Source organism: Labrenzia sp. THAF35 (assembly GCF_009363595.1).
In the GTDB taxonomy this organism is placed as follows: Bacteria; Pseudomonadota; Alphaproteobacteria; order Rhizobiales; family Stappiaceae; genus Roseibium; species Roseibium algicola.
This window is the reverse complement of sequence record NZ_CP045380.1, coordinates 5,935,685-5,960,793: the sequence shown is the minus strand read 5'-3', so window position 1 is coordinate 5,960,793 and position 25,109 is coordinate 5,935,685. Positions and strand designations below refer to the sequence as shown.

At 58.7% G+C, this 25,109-nt stretch carries 22 protein-coding genes; 5 read left to right on the top strand and 17 right to left on the bottom strand.

Annotation, left to right across the window (positions count from 1 at the left end; genetic code table 11):
- Positions 1–39 precede the first annotated feature (39 nt).
- Entirely contained in the window at positions 40–516 is a 477-nt protein-coding gene (locus FIU93_RS27365) for a response regulator (protein WP_051990227.1), read from the top strand.
- A 33-nt stretch (positions 517–549) separates the two neighbouring features.
- Here the strand turns inward: FIU93_RS27365 and FIU93_RS27360 are convergent, their stop codons facing one another.
- Complete coding sequence (locus tag FIU93_RS27360; protein ID WP_152507332.1) at positions 550–990, bottom strand: hypothetical protein; 441 nt, start codon at positions 988–990, stop codon at positions 550–552.
- On the opposite strand from FIU93_RS27360, the gene aroQ reads away from it, so the two are divergent.
- Positions 977–1,420, top strand: coding sequence for a type II 3-dehydroquinate dehydratase (gene aroQ, locus FIU93_RS27355; protein WP_023001733.1), 444 nt, complete (start codon positions 977–979; stop codon positions 1,418–1,420). The genes FIU93_RS27360 and aroQ overlap by 14 nt on opposite strands.
- A gap of 45 nt (positions 1,421–1,465) precedes the next feature.
- Here the strand turns inward: aroQ and FIU93_RS27350 are convergent, their stop codons facing one another.
- The 8 genes from FIU93_RS27350 to urtA form a co-directional block, all read right to left on the bottom strand.
- Positions 1,466–2,218, bottom strand: a complete 753-nt coding sequence (locus FIU93_RS27350) for a sugar transferase (protein WP_228869449.1) — start codon at positions 2,216–2,218, stop codon at positions 1,466–1,468.
- Positions 2,219–2,497: 279 nt separating this feature from the next.
- On the bottom strand, positions 2,498–3,805 hold the full coding sequence (locus FIU93_RS27345; protein WP_152507331.1) for a UDP-glucose/GDP-mannose dehydrogenase family protein: 1,308 nt from the start codon (positions 3,803–3,805) through the stop codon (positions 2,498–2,500).
- 328 nt (positions 3,806–4,133) lie between these two features.
- The gene (locus FIU93_RS27340) at positions 4,134–5,420 is read right to left on the bottom strand and encodes an ArgE/DapE family deacylase (RefSeq protein WP_152507330.1); all 1,287 of its coding nucleotides are present in this window, start codon (positions 5,418–5,420) and stop codon (positions 4,134–4,136) included.
- A gap of 175 nt (positions 5,421–5,595) precedes the next feature.
- Complete coding sequence (urtE, locus tag FIU93_RS27335) at positions 5,596–6,291, bottom strand: urea ABC transporter ATP-binding subunit UrtE (RefSeq protein ID WP_023001729.1); 696 nt, start codon at positions 6,289–6,291, stop codon at positions 5,596–5,598.
- A gap of 114 nt (positions 6,292–6,405) precedes the next feature.
- A complete protein-coding gene (gene urtD / locus FIU93_RS27330) occupies positions 6,406–7,152 on the bottom strand; it encodes an urea ABC transporter ATP-binding protein UrtD (protein ID WP_023001728.1) in 747 nt (248 codons plus the stop codon).
- A gap of 4 nt (positions 7,153–7,156) precedes the next feature.
- A complete protein-coding gene (urtC, locus tag FIU93_RS27325; RefSeq protein WP_152507329.1) occupies positions 7,157–8,395 on the bottom strand; it encodes an urea ABC transporter permease subunit UrtC in 1,239 nt (412 codons plus the stop codon).
- The gene (urtB, locus tag FIU93_RS27320) at positions 8,392–10,014 is read right to left on the bottom strand and encodes an urea ABC transporter permease subunit UrtB (RefSeq protein ID WP_075281386.1); all 1,623 of its coding nucleotides are present in this window, start codon (positions 10,012–10,014) and stop codon (positions 8,392–8,394) included. The genes urtC and urtB overlap by 4 nt, the downstream gene beginning before the upstream one ends.
- A 240-nt stretch (positions 10,015–10,254) precedes the next feature.
- Entirely contained in the window at positions 10,255–11,541 is a 1,287-nt protein-coding gene (gene urtA, locus FIU93_RS27315) for an urea ABC transporter substrate-binding protein (protein WP_031269634.1), read from the bottom strand.
- Positions 11,542–11,841: 300 nt separating this feature from the next.
- Here urtA and FIU93_RS27310 point away from each other — a divergent pair, with 300 nt between their 5' ends.
- The 3 genes from FIU93_RS27310 to FIU93_RS27300 all read left to right on the top strand — a co-directional run bounded on the left by FIU93_RS27310 (position 11,842) and on the right by FIU93_RS27300 (position 17,055).
- Entirely contained in the window at positions 11,842–15,231 is a 3,390-nt protein-coding gene (locus FIU93_RS27310) for an ATP-binding protein (RefSeq protein ID WP_152507328.1), read from the top strand.
- Positions 15,221–16,135, top strand: coding sequence for a response regulator transcription factor (locus tag FIU93_RS27305; protein WP_152507327.1), 915 nt, complete (start codon positions 15,221–15,223; stop codon positions 16,133–16,135). Before FIU93_RS27310 ends, FIU93_RS27305 begins: the two co-directional genes overlap by 11 nt.
- 197 nt (positions 16,136–16,332) lie before the next feature.
- Positions 16,333–17,055, top strand: a complete 723-nt coding sequence (locus FIU93_RS27300; RefSeq protein WP_031269632.1) for a FadR/GntR family transcriptional regulator — start codon at positions 16,333–16,335, stop codon at positions 17,053–17,055.
- Positions 17,056–17,164: 109 nt separating this feature from the next.
- On the opposite strand, the gene FIU93_RS27295 is transcribed toward FIU93_RS27300, so the two are convergent.
- The 8 genes from FIU93_RS27295 to FIU93_RS27260 form a co-directional block, all read right to left on the bottom strand.
- Positions 17,165–17,935, bottom strand: coding sequence for a sulfotransferase family 2 domain-containing protein (locus FIU93_RS27295; RefSeq protein WP_173017422.1), 771 nt, complete (start codon positions 17,933–17,935; stop codon positions 17,165–17,167).
- Between the two features lie 139 nt (positions 17,936–18,074).
- Positions 18,075–18,785, bottom strand: coding sequence for a ThuA domain-containing protein (locus tag FIU93_RS27290; protein ID WP_152507325.1), 711 nt, complete (start codon positions 18,783–18,785; stop codon positions 18,075–18,077).
- Positions 18,782–19,657, bottom strand: a complete 876-nt coding sequence (locus FIU93_RS27285; protein WP_152507324.1) for an NAD(P)-dependent oxidoreductase — start codon at positions 19,655–19,657, stop codon at positions 18,782–18,784. Before FIU93_RS27285 ends, FIU93_RS27290 begins: the two co-directional genes overlap by 4 nt.
- Positions 19,657–21,168 (bottom strand): sugar ABC transporter ATP-binding protein, encoded by a 1,512-nt coding sequence (locus tag FIU93_RS27280; RefSeq protein ID WP_152507323.1) that lies wholly within the window; start codon positions 21,166–21,168, stop codon positions 19,657–19,659. Before FIU93_RS27280 ends, FIU93_RS27285 begins: the two co-directional genes overlap by 1 nt.
- The gene (locus FIU93_RS27275) at positions 21,165–22,166 is read right to left on the bottom strand and encodes an ABC transporter permease (protein WP_152507322.1); all 1,002 of its coding nucleotides are present in this window, start codon (positions 22,164–22,166) and stop codon (positions 21,165–21,167) included. The genes FIU93_RS27280 and FIU93_RS27275 overlap by 4 nt, the downstream gene beginning before the upstream one ends.
- Before the next feature lie 11 nt (positions 22,167–22,177).
- Entirely contained in the window at positions 22,178–23,209 is a 1,032-nt protein-coding gene (locus FIU93_RS27270; protein WP_228869438.1) for an ABC transporter permease, read from the bottom strand.
- Positions 23,210–23,238: 29 nt separating this feature from the next.
- Positions 23,239–24,036 carry an SDR family oxidoreductase gene (locus FIU93_RS27265; RefSeq protein ID WP_152507321.1) on the bottom strand — a complete coding sequence of 266 codons (798 nt, stop codon included), beginning with the start codon at positions 24,034–24,036 and terminating at the stop codon, positions 23,239–23,241.
- Positions 24,037–24,116: 80 nt separating this feature from the next.
- Complete coding sequence (locus FIU93_RS27260; protein ID WP_031269629.1) at positions 24,117–25,076, bottom strand: sugar ABC transporter substrate-binding protein; 960 nt, start codon at positions 25,074–25,076, stop codon at positions 24,117–24,119.
- Positions 25,077–25,109: the final 33 nt, after the last annotated feature.

The window sequence follows — 25,109 nt, the reverse complement described above, 5'->3', positions numbered from 1 at the left end:
GCCTCTCTGACATTCTTGCTGGTCGAAGACAGTGCTTACATGCGGACCATCCTGCGCACCATGCTGCAGGGGTTCGGTGCGCGGCGCATTGTCGAGGCTGAAGACGGCGCGTCCGGCCTTGAAGCCATGGACCGGGCGAACCCTGACATCCTTATTCTGGATTGGGTCATGCCGATCCTGGACGGGGCGGACATGGTACGCATGATCCGCAGTCCGAACAATCCCTTCGCCTATATCCCGATTATTATGGTGACCGCCCACACCGAGCGTAGCCGGATCGTGGAAGCGCGCCGGCTCGGCGTACACGAGCTGCTGTCCAAGCCGATCTCGGCAAAGGCACTGTATCAGCGCGTTTCCAGCGTGATCCTGCACCCGCGCGATTTCATCAAGACGGCCACCTATTTCGGCCCTGCACCGCGCGAAATCCGGAACCGCCAGAAGATCTGGCAAGGTGGCCCCGGCCAGCCGCAACAGCAGGGCGGCGAAGGCGACGGTAACCTCACCGCGATCGGTTAAGCGTAAAATTCAGCTGAATGTGATGTGGACGCGTCAGGCGGCCGACTGTGCTGCCGCGCGATTTTCCGCTGCCGCATAAGACGATGCGCCTTGAGCATTGGCACTTTCTGCCGCTTCGGCAAACTGCGCCAGAACGTCAAGATCAACCGTATAGTGGTCAAGCAGGAACTGGGAAAGAACATCGATAGGGAGATGATGGTAGCCTTCGATGGCGGCCATCAAAGCTTCAAGTGTGTCCAACCGTTCGCGGAGTTTAATCATGGTTACCCGATGAGCCGATTTTTTCTCACACTGGAGTTTTATAGTTAATAATGCGTAAAACCGAGCGTCGCAAGGATGCGGGACCGCGGTATCACCTCCGATAACAATCGTCCACAAACTTTTGCCGGAAATCTTCGAATTTCTTGGTAAAAATCGCCAGTGCGGGGCAAGTTGTCGACGAAGGTCTAGGGAAAATTCAATGGCAAAAATCATCTATGTTCTGAACGGTCCGAATCTCAATCTGCTTGGCAAGCGGGAACCGGAGATCTACGGGGCTCAGACCCTGGATGATGTCCGTGCGATGTGTGAAGCCGCCGCTGCGCCCAAGGGCTTTGAGATCGCATTCCATCAGAGCAATGCCGAACATGTGCTTATCGACTGGATCCATGAGGCGAGGGAAGCGGCCGCGGGTATCATCATCAACCCGGCGGCCTATACGCACACGTCGATCGCAATTCTGGACGCATTGAATACCTGCACCTGTCCGGTGATCGAGGTTCATGTCTCCAACATCCACAAACGGGAAAGCTTCCGGCACCATTCCTATGTTTCAGCCCGGGCGGATGCGGTGATTGCTGGCTGCGGTGTGGAGGGTTACCTGCTTGCCCTGCAGCGCATGGCGACTTTGTGCGCAGACGCATGATCCCGCGTCTCTGCCCGTGACACTGCTTGAGGATTTGCCGGCGGTTCAGTAGCCGTTGCCGTTGAAGAATTCCCTGGCGACCGTCGTCGCGAGGATTTTGACATCAAGGATAACCGACTGACGCTCGATGTAGGCAAGATCATAGGCCAGCCGCATACGGGCCGCATGAGGGTTTTTGGTTTCCCCGCGAAAGCCGTTGACCTGCGCCAGGCCTGTGATGCCCGGAAGCACCTTGTGGCGATCCATATACCTGGGGTGGAAATCTTCATAAGGCATTCCGGCGGCCAGCATGCCGGGCACATGCGGCCGAGGACCGACCAGGGACATCTCTCCCCGCAACACGTTAATGAGCTGCGGCAATTCATCGAAGTTGCTCTTGCGAAGGAAGGCGCCGATCAATGTGACACGCGGATCGTTGGCAACGGTTTGCGAAATCCCGGTGCTGTCGCACTGGTTGGCGTACATCGTCCGGAACTTGAGAACGGCAAACTTCTTGCCGTTCAAACCGTAGCGCCACTGACGGAAAAATACCGGTCCTCGGCTTGTCAGTTTTATTGCAACCGCGAGTGCAACAAATAAGGGAAAAAGCAGTAGAAGGCCGGCACTTGCACCGGTCAGGTCAATACATTTCTTCAGTCCGGATTGAATCACTCCGCGTGCCGGGCGGAGGTCGCGGGAGGCACGGTTTGTCGCATCGAGCAGGTCGGGGTGCGGATAGCCCCACGTCGCGAAGCCGGCAATATTCATCGCTTCGCGGCCGTGATCATCTGCTTCGTAAGATACTGTTTCGTCTGCCAAGATATGCCAGCCTCAACCCGATTTACGAGACCACTTGATGTGCGCCAGCAACCTGTCTGGAGGCAGTCGCAATCACGATCGTATCGTTAATATTTGGGTAACAAGATCGGGAAAATTGTTATCCATTAAGGGTTTGGTTACCATAGTGACGCGACGGGAGCAATGTTCCGACGTCAAAAGTGATGTGAAATTTAATTAATTTTTAAAAAATTGAACGCCGGGCTAGGGTTAGCCCGACGTTCGCATTGAATATTAAATTCTGAGGTGGGAACCGGCCGCTTAGTAGCTGCGGCCGACGCTGGTGTACTCGAAGCCACGGGCTTCCATGTAGTCCGGCTTGTAGATATTTCGCAGGTCGACAACCTTGGGTGCAGAGACCAGAGTTTTGACGCGGTCGAGGTCAAGCGCACGGAACTGATCCCACTCCGTAACGATTACAACCACATCTGCGTTCTCGATGGCATGATAGGGGCCATCGCAGAACATCACACTCGACATGACCTTCTCGGCTTCTTCCATGCTGGCCGGGTCGTAGGCACGGATCTTGGCACCAGCAGCCTGCAGTTTTTCCACGATGTCGATGCTCGGAGCTTCGCGCATGTCGTCCGTATTGGGCTTGAAGGCGAGGCCGAGCAGCGCGATCGTCTTGCCGCTTACGTCGCCGCCCATGAATTCGATCACCTTGTCGGCCATCTTCTTCTTGCGGGCTGCGTTCACCTCGATGACGGAATCGACGATCTTCAGATCGGACTGTGCATCCGCGGCAATCCGCGAGAGGGCAAGAGTGTCCTTCGGAAAGCAGGAGCCGCCGTAGCCAGGGCCGGCATGCAGGAACTTGCCGCCGATGCGGTTGTCGAGGCCGATACCACGCGAGACTTCCTGGACGTTTGCCCCGACTTTCTCACACAGGTCTGCAATTTCGTTGATGAAGGTGATCTTGACCGCGAGAAACGCATTGGCCGCGTATTTGGTGAGTTCCGATGTGCGGCGGCGGGTCACGATGATCGGGGTTTCGTTGAGATACAGCGGGCGGTAAAGCTCACGCATCACTTCGACCGCGCGTTCGTCATCGGTCCCGACCACCACCCGGTCGGGGCGTTTGAAGTCGCTGATGGCGGCGCCTTCGCGCAGGAATTCCGGATTTGAAACGACGGCGAATTCTGCGTCAGGGTTGGTCTTGCGGATGATCGCTTCCACTTCGTCTCCCGTGCCGACCGGAACGGTCGATTTGGTGACGATCACGGTGAAGCCCTCGATCAGTCGTGCGATTTCCTCTGCCGCGGCATAAACATAGGACAGATCGGCATGGCCATCGCCTCGGCGGGTCGGCGTGCCGACGGCAATGAAAACGGCATCCGCTTTGCGGATCGCTTCTTCAGGAGCAGTGGTAAAGAAGAGGCGTTCTTCGGCAACGTTCTTTGCAACGAGTTCCTGCAAGCCAGGTTCATAGATCGGGATCTGTCCGTTGTTCAGGGCGTCGATCTTGCTTGCATCCTTGTCGATGCAGGTCACGACATGTCCGAAATCGGCAAAACAGGTTCCGGACACCAGACCGACATAGCCGGTCCCAATCATTGCAACACGCATTTTAAATTTTCCTGCTTCTGGGTGGTCTTCAGGCGCTAGTCAATCACCATAAGCCCGCTAGGTGCTGCCCGAATTACATGGACCGGCAGCAAAAGACCAGTTCGTTGAAAACGTATTGTTTGAAATTTTGAAATTCTGCTCCGTACACTACTCTGAATAGGGACAGGATGAGGCGTCTGCAATTGCCTGAACGCGTCCCGGTCATGAAGACTAACGGAACGACACAAAAAACGGGAGCATTTTTCTGGCTAAAGAGGGGATGTGCTCCGCCGGAAGGAAGGCCCCTGTGCGAATAAGGGCTTCCTCATTTCGGTGCAGCTGAACTGGCCTACGTCGGTGCGATGCCGCACCAGGCAGCGGCAAACAGGGCGATCGTCTTCGTCACTCTTTTCAGCGACGGCAGGTTCACGCATTCGTCTATGCCGTGAATGTTCTTTGTCAGCGGGCCATAGGTGAGGGCGGGAATGCCACAATGGTTCACGTAAAGAGCCGCATCCAGATAGCAGGCCATGATCGACCGTTTGAGCGCAGTTTCGGACGTGATCTTGTGTGCGGCGGCAAGCGCATTTTCCGCATCGCTGCCTTCGGCAAGAAGATATCCTGCCTGACATGTCCCGATCCATTCGAGCTTTGGATTGGCTTTTTCAAGCCGGGGATCCTTCGTACCAAGCGTTTTAAGTATCTGTTCCAGGCTGGCCATCCGGTCTTGCGGGGCGTCACCCGGATAAAATCCGATCCGGCCTTCGAAACGGCATTCAAACGGGATGGACGCCGGCCATTCGCCGCCGTTGATGGTGCCGATGTTGAGGCTTGCAGGATTGCGCAGATCGTCGAAGCCGGGATGGCCGATCTTTTCCTCATTCCAGCGAGCTTCCAGAACCTTCAACTCATTGATGACGAGGAACGCCGCCTCGATTGCGCTGAGGCCTGACTCCGGCTCACGTGGGTGAGCCGGCACGCCCTGGACGGAGATCCGGAACTTGATGACACCGGAATTTGCATAGGTGACCTCTTCATCTGTCGGCTCGGGAATGAGAACCGCGTCCGCTGTCGCACCATTCATGATCGCAGCTGCGGTGCCATTGCCCGTCACTTCTTCGTCGATGACAGACTGGAACTCGAGCGGTCCTTTCAAGCTGAACCCGGCAGCCTCGATGGCGTCGACTGCGAAGAGATTGGCTGCGAGGCCTGCCTTCATGTCCCCCGCGCCCCGTCCGAAAAGCCAATCGCCCTCGCGCACGGCTGCAAACGGCGGATGGGTCCAGTTTGCCGGATTGGCAGTGGGCACGACATCGACGTGGGCATTCAGGATCAACGAACGTCCGCCATGGGCAGACTTCTTGCGACCACTGACGTTGAACGTGTCGGTGTAGTCGATAGTGGCTGGAGAATAGGCCGGATGTGACTGCAGTTGCGCCACATCGAGCCCATAGGTCTCGACGTCATAGGCACGGTCACGGAGAGCGTCTGCAATGATCTTCTGGACACCGGCCTCCTCACCGCGAAGGGATCTTGCCCGCACGATATCCTGCAGGAAGGCGATCTCGTCCTCGAATGCGGCGTCAACGGCAGCGGTGATTGCGGAAATGGCTTCGTTGGAAAGTGGTTCTGACATGACGATCCGGCTGGGAAGGATGATGAGGTGGGCGATTTGCCTGCACCCTATCAACTGCACTGCCTGCGTCAAATGCGGGTAACAGCACACCTAACCCCATCATACTTCGCGGCGCCTCCGAAGCGGCTCCCCACGATGAGGCGGAAAAGTGAGCTTTGGGAGATGTACCCCTGGCCTAAACAGTCAGATACCGACGGACTTCCGTTTCAGAAAGGTCGGCACCCGTGCCCGAGAGCACCACTTCCCCGCGGTCCATGACGGCATAATCGTCGGCCAGATCACGGGCGAACTCGAAATATTGTTCCACCAGCACGATGGCCATCGTGCCCTGGTCGCGCAGCCACGAGATTGCCCGGCCTATGTCCTTGATGATCGAAGGCTGGATGCCTTCAGTCGGTTCATCAAGCACCAGAAGTTTCGGACGGGTGACCAGGGCTCGTGCAATCGCGAGCTGCTGCTGCTGTCCGCCGGACAGATCACCGCCACGGCGTGACAGCATGTCCTTGAGCACCGGGAAAAGTTCGAAGATCGTATCGGGAATGAACCGTTCCTTGCGCGGGATCGGGGCATAGCCGGTCTCAAGATTTTCCTTTACCGATAGAAGGGGGAAGATCTCACGTCCCTGCGGCACGATCGCGATGCCTTTCTTGGCGCGGGCATGGGCTGCCAGCGAGGAGATGTCCTCGCCGTCCCACAGGATCTTGCCGGCGCTGATGCCGTGCTGACCGGCCACCGCACGCAAGGTGGACGTCTTGCCGACACCATTGCGCCCCATCAGACAGGTTACCTTGCCGGTCTCGGCCTTCAGCGAAACCTTCTTCAACGCCTGGGCGGCGCCATAATGAAGATCGATGTTTTCAACTTGCAGCATGAGCTGACTTCCCTTGGCTGATCGCGATGCGCCTTGTGGCCGTTGGTTCGTTCGTTGTCGGTACCGCCGTATCACTTCCGCGAGCGACGAGACGCGAACGACAAAGCCTACTCCTCATCGTCCGAGATAAACTTCCACGACACGTTCGTCGGCTGAGACATGGTCGAGTGAGCCTTCAGCCAGGACCGAGCCTTCGTGGAGAACGGTGACTTTGACACCCAGGGAGCGCACAAACACCATGTCGTGCTCGACCACGACGACCGAGTGATCATTGGCGATATCCTTCAGAAGTTCAGCGGTTTCGGCGGTTTCGGCATCCGTCATGCCGGCAGCAGGCTCGTCCACGAGAAGCAGCTTCGGATCCTGGGCCAGCAGCATGCCAATCTCCAGCCACTGCTTCTGGCCGTGGCTGAGGTTGGCTGCGAGCTCGCTTCTCTTCGAACCAAGCCGGATCAGATCGAGCAGATATTCAACCCGCTTCTTCTCACCACCCGAAATGACATGAAACAGGGTCGCAAATGGACCGCGCGGTGCCTTGAGCGCCAGTTCCAGGTTGTCCCAGACGGTATGGCTCTCAAAAACGGTCGGCTTTTGAAACTTGCGGCCGATCCCGAGTTCGGCGATCGAAGCTTCGTCCTCGCCGGTAAGGTCCACGGTGCCGTTGAAAAAGACCTCGCCACTGTCCGGTCGGGTCTTGCCGGTAATGACGTCCATCATCGTGGTCTTGCCTGCCCCGTTGGGACCGATTATGGCCCGCATTTCACCCGGGGCAATCGTCAGCGACAATTCGTTCAGTGCCTTGAAACCGTCGAAGGAAACCGACACGCCGTCGAGATAAAGAAGACTGGAAGATCGTGCCATGGCTTTACTCCGCGGGCTGGGGTTCGGCATCCGCCGGAACGGTCGAGGCAGATTTTTTCGGGCTGACGTTGGCCGGAGAGGCGGGCGACTGCGGCGCCTGGCTCGGAGGTTGGTCCGACCCGGCTTCGAAGTCTTTGGAGACTTTCCGTTGCCGCAAGGCCGTCCAGCCCTGGGAAAGGGTGCCGACGATGCCCTTCGGCAGGAACAGGGTCACGACCACGAAGAGGCCACCGAGCGCAAAGAGCCAGATGTCGGGCAGGGCGGCGGTGAACCAGGTCTTGGCGAAGTTGACCAGAACGGCGCCGAGGACGGCCCCGACCAGCGTTCCGCGCCCGCCGACGGCAACCCAGATCACCACCTCGATGGAGTTGGCAGGTGCAAATTCACCCGGGTTGATGATGCCGACCTGCGGCACGTAAAGGGCACCGGCGATACCGGCCATCATGGCCGACAGGGTCCAGACGAACAGCTTGTAGTGTTCCACACGGTAGCCCAGGAAGCGTGTCCGGCTCTCCGCGTCGCGCACGGCCACCAGCACCTTGCCGAGTTTCGATCGGGTGATCGCCCGGCAGATGAGGAAACACAGGACCAGCGCCAGACCTGAGGCTGCAAACAGGCCCGCGCGGGTCGTGTCGGCTTGAATATCAAAGCCGAGAATGTCCTTGAAGTCGGTCAGGCCGTTGTTGCCGCCAAAACCCATGTCGTTCCGGAAGAAGGCAAGCAGCAGCGCGTAGGTGAGGGCCTGCGTGATGATCGACAGGTAAACGCCGGTGACGCGTGAGCGGAAGGCGAACCAGCCGAAGACGAAGGCCAGCACGCCCGGCACCAGCAGCACCATGAGCGCCGCAAACCAGAACATGTCGAAGCCGTACCAGTACCAGGGCAGTTCTCCCCAGTTCAAAAACACCATGAAATCCGGCAGGATCGGGTCGCCATAAACGCCGCGGGTCCCGATCTGACGCATCAGGTACATGCCCATGGCATAGCCGCCGAGCGCGAAGAAGGCCGCATGACCGAGCGAGAGAATGCCGCAATAGCCCCAGACCAGATCTACCGCCAACGCCAACAACGCGTAGGTCAGGTATTTGCCCATCAGCGTGACCGCGTAGGTCGGCACATGGAAGGCCGAGCCTTCCGGGATAAGCAGGTTGCCGGCAGGAACCAGGACAATCACGGCCGCCATGATGGCGAGGAAGATCCCAGCTCGGGCGTCCATGGCGCGGAAGAGGAAAGAGGTCATCATGCTTCAACTGCCCGGCCCTTGAGGGCGAACAGGCCCCTTGGACGCTTCTGGATAAAGAGAATGATAAAGATGAGCACGAAGATCTTGCCGAGCACGGCGCCGGCATAGGGCTCCAGGAACTTGTTCACGACACCGAGGGTCATGGCGCCTACCAGCGTGCCCCACAGATTGCCGACCCCACCGAAGACTACGACCATGAAACTGTCGATGATGTAGCCCTGGCCAAGGTTCGGCGAAACGTTGTCGATCTGGCTGAGCGCGACGCCCGCGATCCCGGCAATACCAGAGCCGAGCCCGAAGGTGAGGGCGTCGATCCAGGGAGTGCGGATGCCCATCGAGGCGGCCATGCGCCGGTTCTGGGTCACGGCCCGGGTATAGAGCCCGAACGGGGTCTTCTTGAGGACAAGCATCAGTCCGGCGAAGACCAGCATCGCGAAGACGATGATCCACATGCGGTTATAGGTGATCGTCATCTGGCCGATCTCGAAGGCGCCGGACATCCAGTCCGGGTTGCCAACCTCACGGTTGGTCGGGCCGAAGATCGATCGCACAGCCTGCTGCAGCACCAGCGAGATACCCCAGGTCGCAAGCAGTGTTTCCAGGGGGCGTCCGTACAGCCAGCGGATCACGCCACGTTCGATGGCAACCCCCACCAGTCCCGATGTGAGGAAGGCAAGCGGCAGGGCGATGAACAGGGAATAATCGAAAAGACCAGGTGCGGAGGAGCGAATGAATTCCTGAACCACGAAGGTGACGTAAGCCCCGATCATCACCATCTCACCATGCGCCATGTTGATGACGCCCATGACACCGAAGGTGATGGCAAGACCAATGGCAGCGAGCAGCAACACGGATCCAAGCGACAGGCCGTACCAGACATTCTGTGCCGCATCCCAGGCGGCGATGGATTTCTCGATCTTGGTGATTTCCGTGGTTGCCGCTTCGCGCAAGGCGCCTTCGGAGGAAGATTGCATGGCAATCAGAAGCGACAGAGCATCACGGTTGCCCATCGTGCCGAGCGTCGAAACCGCCTGGAGTTTCGCTGCCTCGTCCATATTTGAGTTCAGAACGGCCGCGGCCCGGGCTTCTTCCATCACCTTGCGCACGCCATCGTCCGTTTCAGCGGCAATGGCGGCATCCAGGGCTTCGATACTGTCCGGATCCTTCGCCTTGAACACGGCTTCGGCAGCCGCCATCCGCACCTTCGGATCAGGCGCCATCAGGGTCAGCGACCCGAGCGCGGACCGGATCACCCGGCGCAGCTTGTTGTTGACCTTGATCTTGTCGATTTCGCCCTTGGCCGCTTCGCCGGTCGTTTCCATGGTCAGCGGGTCGATCAGGGCAAAGTTCTTGCCGGCCTTCCTGGTGATGAAGACTTCGCCATCTGCCTTGCGCACGTATAGATCGCCATCGCTCAGGGCCTCGAGGGCAGGAGCCACCTGCGGGTCACCGGTCGCGACAAGGGCACCGATCTGCTTTTCGGTTTCGGAATATTTGCCCTTGGCCAAGTCGTTGATCAGCGGACGGAGTGCCTCTGGATCGCTTTGGGCCAGTGCCGGTGCGGCAAGTAGGCTGGCAGCGAGGCTGAGGAGGAGTAGGAAGGATCTCATCAAGGACATCGTGTCCACCGGTGTTTAGAACTTTCACCTGACGACCTCATCCTGGGGAGCTGCATTGCGGCGTCTCGAAGGATGGGTCACTTGCTTCCGGGGTTGCCGCCCATCCTTCGAGACGGACCTTGTGGTCCTCCTCAGGATGAGGGGAGAGCTAAGAGAGACTCTCCAGGCAAACCTTTCCGGTTGGAAAACCGGGGAAAGAGGACGGGTCTCGTAAGACCCGCCCGAGCTCCGTCTCCTCCCTTAAGACCCGGAGCCGCCGCACTTGCCGGTGGCAGTGTTGAAGTTGCCGCAGGAAAGCGGTGCGCGCCAATCGGAGATCAGGTCCTTGGAGCCGTCCAGATAGTCGGACCATGCGTCGCCGACGACGAGACCGGAGGTTTCCCAGACGGTTTCGAACTGGCCGTCTTCCTGGATTTCACCGATCAGCACCGGCTTGGTGATGTGGTGGTTCGGCATCATTGCCGAGTAGCCGCCGGTCAGGTTCGGTACGCTGACACCGACGATGGCGTCGATCACGGCATCCGGCTCGGTGCTGCCCGCCTTCTTGACTGCTTCAACCCACATGTTGAAGCCGATGAAGTGCGCTTCCATCGGGTCGTTGGTCACGCGCTTGTCGTCGCCGATGTAGGCGTGCCAGGCATCGATGAACTCGGCGTTGGCTTCGGTATCTGCGGACTGGAAGTAGTTCCAGGCAGCCAGGTGGCCGACGAGCGGAGCGGTGTCGAGACCGGCGAGCTCTTCTTCACCAACGGAGAAGGCGACAACCGGAATGTCTTCAGCCTTGATGCCCGCGTTGCCCAGTTCCTTGTAGAACGGCACGTTGGCATCGCCGTTGATAGTGGAAACCACAGCGGTTTTCTTGCCGGCGGAGCCGAAGGTCTTGATGTCGGACACGATCGTCTGCCAGTCGGAATGACCGAACGGCGTGTAGTTGATCATGATGTCTTCTTCAGCCACGCCCTTGGACTTCAGGTAGGCTTCAAGGATCTTGTTGGTCGTGCGCGGATAGACATAGTCGGTACCGGCCAGAACCCAGCGCTCGACGCCTTCCTCGTTCATCAGGTAATCGACGGCCGGAATGGCCTGCTGGTTCGGTGCAGCGCCCGTGTAGAAGACATTGCGCTGGGATTCTTCACCTTCGTACTGAACTGGATAGAACAGCAGCGAGTTGAGTTCTTCGAAGACCGGCAGAACGGACTTGCGCGAAACGGACGTCCAGCAGCCGAAAACGGCGTCGACGCCGTTGACTTCAATCAGCTCACGCGCCTTTTCAGCAAACAGCGGCCAGTCGGAAGCCGGGTCAACGACAACCGCTTCCAGTTTCTTGCCAAGCAGGCCACCCTTCTTGTTCTGCTCTTCGATGAGCATCAGCATGGCGTCTTTCAGAGTGGTTTCCGAAATGGCCATGGTGCCGGAAAGCGAATGCAGGATGCCGACCTTGATCGTGTCTTCCTGGGCGGATGCGCCGCCGATCATCGTGGAGGCCATCAGGCCTGCCAATGCGAGTTTGGTGAATGTGTTTTTCATGGATGTTCCCCTTTGCTTGACGTCACCGGTTCCCACGCCGGCGATTGGCGGCTGGAAGGTGTGCCGCTGTCAGGAAGGGATCGTGCACTGGCACCACTGCACCGCAACATACGTCAATTGACGTAACCGGCTTGAAAGCCTGCCACGGAGTTCCAGAAGCAAAGACGGCATGAAATGTGCTGAAGAGAGGAGCTGAATAAAAAAACGGGGCGGAAAGCGGGCGATGAAGAACGGCATTTGCCGAATAAATAGTCATATGTCCAGTTATTGGGCATTCGGTGCCGGTGTGGAGGCGAGCGCGTGAGGGCGCGCCAACGCATTCTGCCTGTTCGGCGCCAGTACAACAAATGGGTCAACAACCAGACCCTGGAAGACTATGCGCTCCGGTTCACCGCCAAGAGCGCGCGCCGCTTTTCCTCACGTGCGATTTCCCAGACGGCGATCGGGGCCATCTCCTTTCTGGCTCTGGAGGCGATCGGTGGTGCGATCACCCTGTCCCACGGAACAGCCAACGCGTTTCTCGCCATACTGGTCGGCAGCCTGGTGCTGTTGGTCGTCGGTCTGCCGATCAGCCGATATGCCATGCGCTACGGCGTCGACATAGACCTGCTCACGCGTGGTGCAGGGTTCGGCTACATTGGTTCGACGGTCACTTCGCTGATCTATGCCAGCTTCACCTTCATTCTTTTTGCGATTGAAGCCTCCATCATGTCGAGCGCGCTGGAATTCGCGTTCGGTGTGCCACTCTGGCTGGGGTATGTCATCAGTGCGGTTGCGGTCATTCCGCTGGTGACCCACGGCATTACCTGGATCAGCCGCTTTCAACTCGCAACCCAACCCTTCTGGATCATCCTGAACATTCTGCCGTTCGTCTTCATTGCCTTCACCGACTGGCAGGCCGTCGGCGAATGGTTGACGTTTTCCGGCATCGACCCGGTAACACAGGCGCCGCGTATGACAGCTGGCGGCTGGGACAGCATCAACCTGGTCAGCTTCGGCGCAGCCTCCGCAGTCATTCTGGCGCTGATGGCACAGATCGGTGAACAGGTGGACTTTCTGCGGTTTCTTCCGGCGCAGGACTATGCTCGCCGCCGGCACCGGCTTGCATTGTTTCTGGCCGGGCCCGGCTGGGTTGTTCTCGGTGCCCCCAAGATGATTGCAGGCTCCTTCCTGGCAGTCCTCGTTTTGTCGCACGGTGTTCCGGTTGATCATGCCGACGAACCTTCGCGCATGTATGCGGTCGCTTTCGGCTACATGATCCCGAACGAAACCGTCGTCCTCTTGCTGATGGCGGCATTCGTGGTGGTGGCGCAGCTCAAGATCAACGTCATGAATGCCTACGCCGGGTCGCTTGCCTGGTCGAATTTCTTCTCGCGCCTCACACACTCCCATCCCGGCCGGGTCGTCTGGCTCGTCTTCAATGTCGGCATCGCTCTGCTTTTGATGGAACTCGGCATCTATCGGTTGCTGGAAGAAACCCTTGGCGTCTTTTCCATCATTGCGATGGCGTGGCTTTCCGCCATTTCGGCTGACCTCTTCATCAACAAGCCGCTCGGGCTGTCGCCTCCGGGAATCGAATTCAAGCGCGCGCATCTTTATGACATCAACCCGGTCGGGACCGGGGCGATGCTTCTGGCCGCTGGTCTCGCATTGGCCGCACACTTCGGTGAGTTCGGAAAGACGGCGGAGGCCCTCGCCACCTTTCTGGCCATGGCCATCGCCTTTGTCGCCGCGCCCCTGATCGCTTATGCGACCAGGGGGCGTTTCTACCTGGCTCGCAAGCCTCGCCAGAGCTGGCAGACGAAGGAGCACATCGCCTGTTCGATCTGCGAAAACCCGTTCGAGCCGGAAGACATGGCCTATTGCCCGGCCTATCAGTCGCCGATCTGCTCATTGTGCTGTTCACTCGATGCCCGCTGCCACGACAGTTGCAAGCCGAAGGCACGTTTGTCCTATCAGGTCGGCACCGTCGCGAGCCGCATTCTGCCGGAAAACGCGATGGCGTTCCTGCAGTCCCGGCTGGGGCGCTATGCGTTTATCTCTGTTCTGTCGAATGCTGCAATCGGCCTGGTGCTCTGGATCATTTATGCCCAGGCGGAAAACCGTCTGGGAGATCCGACCGGCATCATCGGCCAGACGGTGCTTTTGATTTTCTTTGTTTTTGCCATCGTCGTCGGTATTGCCTGCTGGTTCCTGGTGCTTGCCCATGATACCCGGCGGGTCGCCGAAGAGGAATCCATGCGCCAGAACGCGCTCCTCCAGAAAGAAATCGACGCCCATAGTGTTACCGACGCGGCCCTTCAAAAGGCCAAGGAAGATGCCGAGGCGGCCAATCTTGCCAAGAGCCGCTACGTGGTCGGCCTCAGTCACGAACTCAGAACGCCTTTGAATGCGGTCATGGGTTATGCCCAGGTGCTGGAGCGGGACAACAGCGTGCCGACAGCCCGCAGGCCTGCAATCAGCACCATCAGGCGCAGTGCGGAGCACCTGTCAGGGCTGATCGATGGCCTGCTGGATATCTCGCGGATCGAGGCGGGAAGGCTGCAGATCTATTCCAACGAGATCAACATTCACGAGTTTCTGGATCAGATCGTCGACATGTTCCGCATGCAGGCGGCTGCGAAGGGGCTCGGCTTCGACTATGTGCGCGCACCCAACCTGCCGGTGTTTGTCCGAACCGACGAAAAACGTCTGCGACAGATCCTGGTGAATCTCCTGTCGAATGCGATCAAGTTCACCTCCGAGGGCACTGTTTCGTTTTCGGTCAGTTACCGGTCACAGGTGGCCAGTTTTGTCGTGTCGGACAGCGGACCGGGCATCGCGCTTGACGAACAGGTCAAGATTTTCGAACCATTCGGCCGCAGCAAGACCGCCGACGGGGCGAAGACGCCGGGGTTGGGGCTCGGGTTGACCATCACCAAGCTTCTGACGGAAACCATGGGTGGAGCCATCGCGCTGTCCAGCGAACCGGGGAAGGGCGCTTCCTTTGAAGTGCGGCTGATGCTGGCGGCTGTCGACCGGCCTGTCGATACCATCCGCCTGGAAAGACAGGTGCGAGGCTACGAAGGCGAGCGGAAGACGGTTGCCGTGATCGATGACAATCCGGATCACCGTGCGCTTGTCTGCGATATCCTGAAACCGATCGGATTTGCCGTCGTCGAGGCGGATACTGGCAGGGCCTGCCTGGAGACGGTCGAGCCGCTCCGGCCGGATCTCTACCTGATCGATATCCTGATGCCGGGAATGAACGGTTGGGAGCTGGCCGAGGACCTGAGGGACAGAGGCGTCAGCGCGCCGATCATCATGCTGTCGGCCAACATCGGTGACAAGGCATTGCGCCCGGACGGTCCGGCTCACCATTCGGCAACCCTTGCAAAGCCCTTCGGCATCGGCCAGCTTTACGACCTGCTGCAAAAACACATGGGTGTTGTCTGGACCGAACTGCCGGTCGAGCGAAACCAGGAACCTGCCCGAAAGGATCCCTTGAAATCGCCCGGTGCCGATCACGTCGCCGATCTCATCTCGCTTGCCGAGATCGGTTATGTGGAAGGCATCGAGGCCAAATTGAACGAGCTGGCGAAAACGCCGGAAAATCTGCCCCTGATCGATGCATTGAATGTACATCTCGCCCGGTTCGATTTCGATGCCTACAAAAACGTCTTGAGTGAATTGGAAACACATGACGGATGATCGTCGCGATACGGTCCTTGTGGTCGACGACAGCCCGGAAACGCTCGGCTTCGTCACCGAAGCCCTGAAAAAGACCGGCGTAGCCGTTCTGGTGGCGACCAGCGGCGAAACCGCTCTCAACATCTGCAGCAAGGTGACACCGGACACGATCCTGATGGATGCGATCATGCCCGGCCTCGACGGTTTTGAAACCTGCCGGCAGATCAAGGAAAATCCGGCGCTCCAGCACGTGCCGGTGATTTTCATGACCGGGCTGTCCGAAACGGAACATGTGGTAAAGGCGCTGGAATCCGGCGGGGTCGATTTCCTTACCAAGCCGATCGACGTCGACGAGCTGAAGGCGCGGATCAAGGTGCATCTGAAGAATGCCCGGTCGGTTCAAAGTGCACATGTGGCGCTAGACGCAGCCGGGCGCCATCTGGTGGCTGTGTCGCAGGAGGGGACAGTGCTGTGGTCTACACCGCAGATCCACAACCTGCTGGCAAAGACAGGGGCTGCCGAAACCAGTCTTTTCCGGCTGGGTCGAGCACTGGGGGACTGGCTGGACGGGCCGAATTCCTCCGGTGAGCGTCGCAAGAGTTTCATGCTCGGCTTATCTGAAAACCTGGCAGTGCAACTTCACCCGCTTGGCCGTGTCGGCCCTGACGAAAACCTGTTCCGTGTCACCGCAGAAGACGAAGCCGGGCAGGTCCAGGCGTTGCAGGGCAGTTTTGAACTGACACAGCGCGAGGCGGAAGTCCTGATCTGGATCGCCAAGGGCAAGTCCAACAAGGATATCGGCGAAATTCTGGGTCTGTCGCCGCGCACCGTGAACAAGCATCTGGAGCAGATCTTCGTCAAACTTGGTGTTGAGAACAGGGCCTCCGCTGCCGTTCGCGCAGCAGAGGTGATCTACGCGCTTTAGGACTTCAAGGGAAACGGGTTCCCCGGCTCGATCTGCAATCTGGTTCCGTAATCGCGTTCGATCCGTGCGAATGGCGGGTTTCCGCCATCTGATGCCAAGGTGCCGACCGGCTCGACAAGCACCCGAGCTTGGCCTATGGATGCATTAAGCCGTTGAAGAACACGAATAACCACCGGCAATGCGAAGAGGAGCCCGGCATGGCTGAGTTTCGGGAAGTGCGTCGGTCATCGCTGTTACCGGACCGCATCGCCGCAGACATCATGGCGAAAATTCAGGATGGTGAACTGAACCCCGGCGATACGTTGCCGACAGAACATGCACTCGCGGGAACCTTTGGCGTCAGCCGCAATGTGGTGCGCGAAGCCATTGCCAGGCTGCGGTCTGATGGCGTCATTGAATCGCGCCAAGGGCGCGGGGCAATCGTCAAACCTGTTTCGGAGCGCGAAACCTTCCGGGTCGATATCCGCTCACTCGACAAGTCCGGCAACCTTGCGGACCTGTTCGAGTTGCGTGGCCTCCTGGAAATCGAAGCTGCGGGACTTGCCGCGATGCGTCGCACTGGGGCAGATCTCAGGGAGATGCGGGCGGCAGTCGCCATTCTGGAAGGGCACAAGCAGTTCGACGAACAGCGGCTGGAAGCCGACGCCGTCTTTCACCGCGCAATCGGCAAGGCGGCCGGCAACTCCTATCTCTTCGGCATCATCTGCTACATCTCCTCCAGGCTGAAGGAAACCACGCGGGTGACATCCGACATCTACGCCAAGGACGACCTGGTGGAGATCACTTTGGGTGAACATTGCAGGGTTCTTGAGGCCATTGAGGCAGGTGACAGGACCGGCGCCCGGGAAGCCATGGCGGCTCATGTTCAGGGCGCTGCGTCCCGTCTCAACGTTCAGGTCAAGCTGGGCGCCAGGGTTTAGCGCCTCCGGCCCATTTGCCTGCAAGTGAATTGTTCATGCGGTTGATTTCCACGTCAGCAAGCCGACGGTCTCAAGTGGGGGCTCCGGCTGACAGGGGCGTAGCAGCGGATCAGGTTCGGTACAGTCCTGTTCTTTTTAGGAGCCGTGTCAACTTGTTGGAATTGCGCTCTGCTCGCATTGCCTCATAGAGCTGCAGATCGAGTTGATTGTGTCTCCTGACGGTGTCGAGCTGACGATCTGAAAGCGAAAGCGCAGGATAGCGGCTCGGATTGTCCTGCCGCATTGTCAGGGGCAGGCCGGTTTCTTGCGAGATCTTCTCATAGAGATCCGGCATTTCATCGGTAAATCCCATGATATCCACCGAGCGACCTGTCGAAACAGCACGTTTGAAAAGGCTGTCGTGATCGTCGATCGGATCAAATCTGGAGGCAAGGAAGCGGTCTGACAGCTCTTGTCCTACTGCTTTTATTGGCGTTCCACCGAGATATCTGCATATTGAATTGTCGGGAATTGGTAATCTTCCCTGATCAAGGCTTTCGAACGCATCTGCCTCTGTAATTCGTCCATCTGCAAGAAAATGTCGAATGTGGGAAAGGACACGCTCTAACGGATCACGCAGAACTACGATCGTCAGCGTATCTTTTGGAAGATATTTCCGGACCCAGAAGCCGTAGTGTCCCCGAAACAGGCGATAGTCCGGTTTCTCCTGAAGCTCCTGCAGGGCCTCGTGAAGCGGCGGATAGCGGCCACCATGATGGGAAATCTGCGCCTGAGAGGGAACAACGGCTGCGTCTCCGACAGCCTGTTCCAGAGATAGGCGCAACGACGTGCCGGCTGTTTTCGGGATATGGCAGAAGAAGATCTTTCTATCAAACTTCAAAAACGTCTCCCTGTTCCTGCAGTGTATTAACCGCATTCGCGCAGATCAGCGCAGTCACAGGTGCGCCAGACGATCGTGAAAGTTTGAATATCCTATTGCAAAGCTGATGGTTCTTGAAGGGTGCGTTCTTTGCGGGGCACTAAGCGGATTTGCCTTCTGCTGCCCAGAGTGCACCGCGACGGATAATTTCCGTCACCTGGGGAATCTTCAGGTCATCCAGTTCGTGTCCGATGGAGCAGTAGAACACTCGGCCCTTGTCCCAGCGCCGTTTCCAGACAACGGGAATGACGGTGCCCTCGATCCACCACAGATGATCGCCTGAGAAGGTCGTGGTGGCCAGCACGTCGTTGGAGGGATCGACCAGCATGTAGTATTGCTCGGACCTGAGGCGGAAACTCCTGATGCCCTTGACGATCGGATCGTCTGGTTTGCAGATCGTCACGTCGTAGTCGATGTAGTCCTCCCTGGGCTGCAGATTGTCCGGCCAACCGGGAGGATGGGCGACGAATTGGCCTCCAATCAGGAAGTGGTAGGTCGGCCGGTCGCGGAAGGCATCTCCCATATGTCCGTGCCACCCGGCAATGCCGCAGCCGTTGGCGACGAGCTTCAGCAGCCCGTCCTCCTGCGGCTTGGTCATGTTGCCGAATTCCTGCTGGTGACCCGACCGGGCCGAGGACCAGATAGGCGTGATAAGGTCGACATCGGCAAGGTCCTCCGGGCGTTCCAGCGGTTCCATCGTATCGTAGACGGTAACGCTGAAACCATTGTCGCGAAGCAAGGCCGCGTACCAGTCGCTGAAATGGGTTGGTGTGTGGCCTTCCCAGCCACCGACAAACAGAACTGCCTTCATTTCAGACCCTTGTTCACGAAAGAAAGAATGGAAGCCATGTCGCGGTCGTCATATCCGGCTGATCCGGCGGCCTTCAGAACCGCATGATTGAGTTCCGCCTGCGGCATGACCACACCGCACGTGGATGCAAGTTCCAGCGCCAGCCCGACATCCTTGCGGGCAAGTGCGACCGTGAAGCTAACGTCGTGCGCAGTCTCATCCAGATAAAGCCCCTTGCGATAGGCGAGAACCGGAGCGGCAGCCGCCGAATTTTCAACGACCTCATAGGCTTGTTCTTTTGGGATGCCAGCTGCCGTGGTCAGGGTAAGGGCTTCTGCCAATGTCTGGTTGAGGCCATGAATGAGCATGTTGACGCCGAGTTTCATGGCAGCGCCTGCGCCGGATTTGCCAAGCCAGACGGTTTTCCGGCCAAGAACCTCGAAGAGGCGGGCCAGATCAGGCACATCAGTTGCTTCTGCTCCTGCCATGATGAGCAGCTTGGCATCCGCCGCCGCTTGTGTGGCACCGGAAACCGGCGCATCGACGAAGCGTCGGCCTTTCTTCCGTGCCGATAGCGCCAGACGTTCTGCCATGGGTACGGAAATGGTACCCATTTCGGCCAGAACCCGACTGCCCCCTGACGCCTCGAGCAAGCCATCCGGCCCGAGATAGACTGCCTCAGCAGCAGCATCGTCGGCGAGCATGGTGATCACCACATCCGACCGCTCAGCCAGGTCTTTTGGGTTGGCTGCCGAAAAGGCGTTGTGGGCGGCGGCGAAGGCCTGTGCAGTTCCAGCTGTCCGGTTCCAGACGCTCACATCCATACCTGTGGCGGCCAGATTGGCAGCCATGCGCACGCCCATCCGGCCAAGCCCCGCAAATCCGACCCGCATCAGGCGGCCTTGTCCGGCCGAATGCCGGAAATGGCCTGGATGAGATTGTCTTCGGTAACTTCCTCGGAGGTGAAAGTCCGGATGATTTCGCCGCTGTACATGGCGACGATCCGGTCACTTACATGCAGGACTTCCGGCATTTCCGAACTGATCACGATGACCGCATAGCCCTGGCTGGCCAGGTCGCGGATGAGGTTGTGGATCTCGGACTTGCTGCCGACATCGATCCCGCGAGTCGGTTCATCGACGATCAGAACGCTCGGGTGCATCGAAAGCCATTTGCCGATCACGATCTTCTGCTGGTTACCGCCGGAAAGGTTGCCGGCAAGCTGCTTCCAGCCGGGCGTGCGAATGTCGAGCCGGTCCCGGTACTGGTCAAAAATCGCGATCTCCGCGCCTTCGGCAACGAATGGGCCGGCTTTCAAGTCGTCTACTTGAGGCAGGGTCATGTTGTCTCGGCAGTTCATGCCCAGAACGAGGCCCTGCGTCTTGCGGTCCTCAGGCACCAGCGAGATACCCTTGGCGATGGCATCGGCCGGCGAGTGAATGGCAGTTTCTTCCCCGTTCAGGAAAATAGCGCCGCTGCTGGGTTCTCTGAGACCGAACAGCGTTTCGGCGATTTCCGTGCGGCCGGCCCCGACCAGGCCATAAAAGCCGACAACCTCGCCCTTGCGCACTTCGAAGCTGATGTCACGGAAAAGCGAACCACAGGAGAGCCCCCGCACCTCCAGCGCCACATCACCCAGTTCGTGATGGACGGCGTTGCGTGACAGGTCGAGCTTGCGGCCGATCATCAGCTGCGTGATCTCGTCCTCGGTGGTTTCGGCGGTGTTCAGTGTGCCGCGATACTGTCCGTCCCGCAGCACGCTGATGCGGTCGGTGATCCTGAAGATCTCTTCCATCCGGTGCGAGATGTAGATGATGCCGACGCCTTCGGCTTTCAGGTTGTCGATGACATCGAACAGAACCACCTTTTCCGCATCGGTCAGCGAGGCGGTTGGCTCATCAAAGATGACCGCCTTGGCTTCCACCGTCAGGGCACGCGCGATTTCCACCATCTGCTGGTTGGCGATGGAGAGATCGCCGACACGCGTGCGGGCGTCGAAGCCGACTTTGAGCATCTCCAGAATGCGGTTGGTCTGTTCATGCAGCTTTTGCCAGTCGACCCGGCCGAAGCTCTTTCGCGGCAGTTCGCCGAGATAGATGTTTTCGGCAACCGTCAGTTCCTCGGCGAGGCTCAGTTCCTGATGGATGAAGACGATGCCCTTGCTTTTTGCCTGTAGTGGCGACGTCATGACAACCGGCTGCTCGCTGACGATGATCTTGCCATCATCAGGCTGATAGATGCCGCCAAGCACTTTCATGAGGGTCGACTTTCCGGCGCCGTTTTCGCCCATCAGGGCATGCACTTCACCGGGCAGGACGGAAAAGGACACACCGTCGAGCGCGCGCACGCCGGGGAAGGTCTTGACGATGCCTTCCAGGCGCAAGGCTGGGGTGGTGCCGGTCATATTCTCAGCTCCTGTTTGCCTTTCAGGTTCAATTGACGGTCGAGGAACAGGACGGCAATCAGGATCAGGCCGATCACCAGATTGACTGTTTCCGTGTCGGCACCGATGTGTCCAAGCCCTTTTCGCAGAAGCTGGATGGCCAGAACGCCGCCGAGCGTCGAAAGTACGGATCCCGCGCCTCCGGTAAGCTTGGTGCCACCCAGAACCACGGCGGTGATGACCCACAGCTCATAGAGTTCGCCGTCGTTGGGATTGACCGAGCCGGATTCCGAATAGAACACCACGGCAGACAGGGAGGCGAGAAAGCCGATGATCATGAAGTTGATCATCATGTGTGGCCCGACGCGGATACCCGCATTGATGGCCGCAGAACGGTTGTCGCCGATGGCATAGGCGTTGCGCCCGTGGATCGTGCGGTTCATCACGAACCAGATCACGGCGGTCACGACGATCAGGAACCAGGTGGCGGTGTGCAGTCCCAGGAAATGGGCTTCAGCGAAATCAACCAGCGTCCAGTTGAGATGAGATGTGGGCTGTTCGCCATTGTACATGAACACAAGGCCGCGATAGCCGAGCATGGAACCGAGCGTGACGATGAAGGCATCGACACCGGTCTTCCAGACGATCAACCCGTTCAGAGCGCCCAGAACGATCCCTGTCAGCAATGCGAGTCCCCAGGCAATGGGAATGACGCCGTCGCCGAGGCCGGCGAAAATCGGCCAGGTCATGCTGTCGAGCAGGACGACGGCGCTCAGGGCAAAGGTCGCTCCGACGCTGAGGTCGATATTGCCGTTGATCATGATGATCGTCATGCCGATGGCGATGATCCCGATGGGGGCTGACTGCTTGAACAAAAGCAGCATGTTGTCCACGTCCATGAAGGCCTTGTCACTGAGCGACAGGAATTCGCCCGCGACCGAGAAGAAGACCAGCTCGACGAGAATGAAGCCCCAGATCGCGCCGCGTTTCAGAAAAGTGCTCAAGGTTCCCGGTTCCATCAATCCCTCCCTCACGCGATCGGCGACCAGAGCTTGCCGCGTTTGGCGGCAATATCCAGCCACACGGCAAGAATGATGATGATCCAGGTCACCACATACTGGACATAGAACTGCAGTCCGACGAGCAAGAGGCCATTCTGGATAAAGCCGAGGATCAGGACACCGATAACGGTCTTGAAGATCGTTCCGGAGCCGCCCATCAGCGATGCTCCGCCGAGGATGACTGCAGCCAGAACTTCAAGCTCAAGCCCCTGGCCAACCGTGTTCTGGCTTCCCAGTGACCGGCTGGCCTGGATGAGACCGGCAGTACCGACGCAGAAAGCGGACATGAGGTAGCAGGTGAAGACGACACGGGCTCTGCGAATGCCCGAGAAGGTTGCCGCGGTGCCGTTGCCTCCAACTGCGTAGACCTTGCGACCGAACGGTGTCTTGGCAAGGACGATCCCCAGAACAGAGGCGACAAGGGCAAACAGCAGGATCGGTACCGGAATGCCGAGGACGGTCGACTGGCCGAACACGCTGAACCAGGTGCCTTCCTTGTCGGCAATATCCATGTTCTTGCCGCCGGAATAGGTGAGGGTCAGTCCGTGGATCGCCGACAACATGCCAAGGGTCACGATCAGGGAATTCAGCTTCAGATATCCGACGAGGAAGCCGATGAAGGCGCCCAGGCACAGTACCATGGCGTACATGGACGGAATGGCGAGCAACGGCCCCAGCTTGTCGTGCAGATCGAGGACGACGATGGTGGCAAACGACATCATCGACCCGACGGACAGGTCGAGATTGCCGCTGATGACGACAAAGGTGACGCCGAGGGCCATCACGCCCAGGATTGCAGAGGAGCGGACAACGCCCATGATGTTGTCTGGGTCGAGAAAGCGCTGGTTGGCGATCGTGAAGCCGATCATGAAGACGGCGAAGGCGATCAGAATGCCCTGTTTCGCCAGAAATCCCCCAACGCCCGACAGACTGAAGGGCTTCATGGATTTTTCCTTGGAACTGCCGGGACGGCTGGCAGCCTTGCTTGATATGTCGGACAACAGACCCTCCCTCATCCTGTTGTAAAGTTTCAAACGAGCGTCATGCCACCATCGATCATCACCACCTGACCGGTCATGTAATCGCTTTCTGGTGACGCCAGGAACGTGGTCGTTCCCGTGATGTCGGACGGTGTCGCCACCCGGCCGCGCAGGATCTCGGAGGAGAATTCCTCCATGGCCTGTCCGGGCCGCTCGGCAGCGCCGATATCCAGAAGATCCTGGTCCACTTGTTCCCACATTTCGGTAGCCACGACACCCGGCGCGAAGCCTGTGACGGTGATGTTGTGTCTGGCAAGGTCTCTTGCGCCGGATTGCGTCAGCGAGACCACGGCCCATTTCGAGGCGCAATAGGGCGCGACATTGTCGAACCCCTGTCGACTGGCGACCGACGCGGTGTTGATGATCTTGCCGCCGGTGCCCTGGCCAATCATCTGGCGGGCGGCTTCCTGCATGCCGATCAGGCACCCAAGGCCGTTCACTCCCATGATGAAGTTCCAGTTGTCCTCCGTGACATCGAGAAAGTTCATGGGCTTGTTGACGCCGGCATTGTTGAACTTGACGTCCAGCTTGCCGAAAGTCGCAACGGTTTTCGCGATCATGGCACGAACCTGCTCACGATCGGTCACATCGACCTGAGCCCATGTCACCCCGGCGCCGGTTTCGGCAGCACGGTTGCGGTTGGCTTCGGCAACGGCACTTGCCTGTTCGCCGTTGATGTCCGCAAAGCAGACATCCGCTCCCTCGTTGATAAGGGCTTCGCCAATGGCACGTCCGATCCCTCGGGCAGCACCGGTGACGATACAGGAACGCCCGGACACTCGGCCCATGGTTTCCTCCCGGTCAATGTATTGGGAAAAAATGGGGCGCAAGGCTTGGCTCGCGCCCCAGTCGGGCTTGACCTTCAGGTTCAGAAGACAGGCTTGTCGAATTCGGCCATGTTGTCCTGGGTGATCTTCGGCGTGTCGAAGTAGTTCAGGAAAGGAACATCCTTGCCGGACAGGATATCGATTGCCGTCTGCAGGGCAGCTTCGGCATCGTCAACGGGCGACTGGTAGATCGAACCCCAGTATTCGCCGCGCTCCATCGCCTCGTAACCGACGGAGAAATTGGTCGCGCCGACGAAGATGATGCCCTCACGTCCGGCGGCCTTGGCGGCATTCAGCGCGCCGACACCCATGTTGTCGTCCCCGGCATAGACGCCGTCGATGTCGTCATACTTGACCAGGAACGCTTCCATGACCTTCTGGGACTTTTCGCGGTTCCAGTCGCCCGGCTGGGTCTCCACCAGGGTCACATTCGGGCAGACTTCCGGCAGGCGGTCTTCGAAGCCCTTGGCGCGTTCGATCGCAGTCGTGTAGCCCGGCTGCCCGGAAATCTGAACGATCTGGGCTTCGTTCTCGATGCCCATGGCCTTGAACTTGTCGCACATGATCTCGGCGGAACGGGAACCCTGGGTGATGTTGTCCGGACCGGAGAAGGACTTCACGAACTCGAAGCCCTGTTCGGCGATGTTCGAGTTGGTCACAATCACCGGAATGTCGGCCTTGAAGGCCTTGCGGACGGCCGGAATGACGGCTTCACCGTTCGTCGGCCAGATGATGATCGCGTCCACTTCCTGCTGGATCAGGTCTTCCATCTGGGCGATCTGCCGGGCGACGTCGCCGCCGGCGTCCAGAACGACGGTCTCGACATCCGCATTGGCGTCGGCTGCCGCGATGAAGGCCTTTTCATAGGTGGTTTGGTAGCTGTCGACGCCGACGTTGTTCTGCGTGATGCCGATCTTCATCGTTTCTGCACCGGCTGCACCAGACAAGGTCAGGCCTGCGACAGCCGTCGTGGCGACAAGCAGCGAACGGAAAGTGTTCATCGTTTCATTTCCTCCCTGAGAGACCATTTCGAA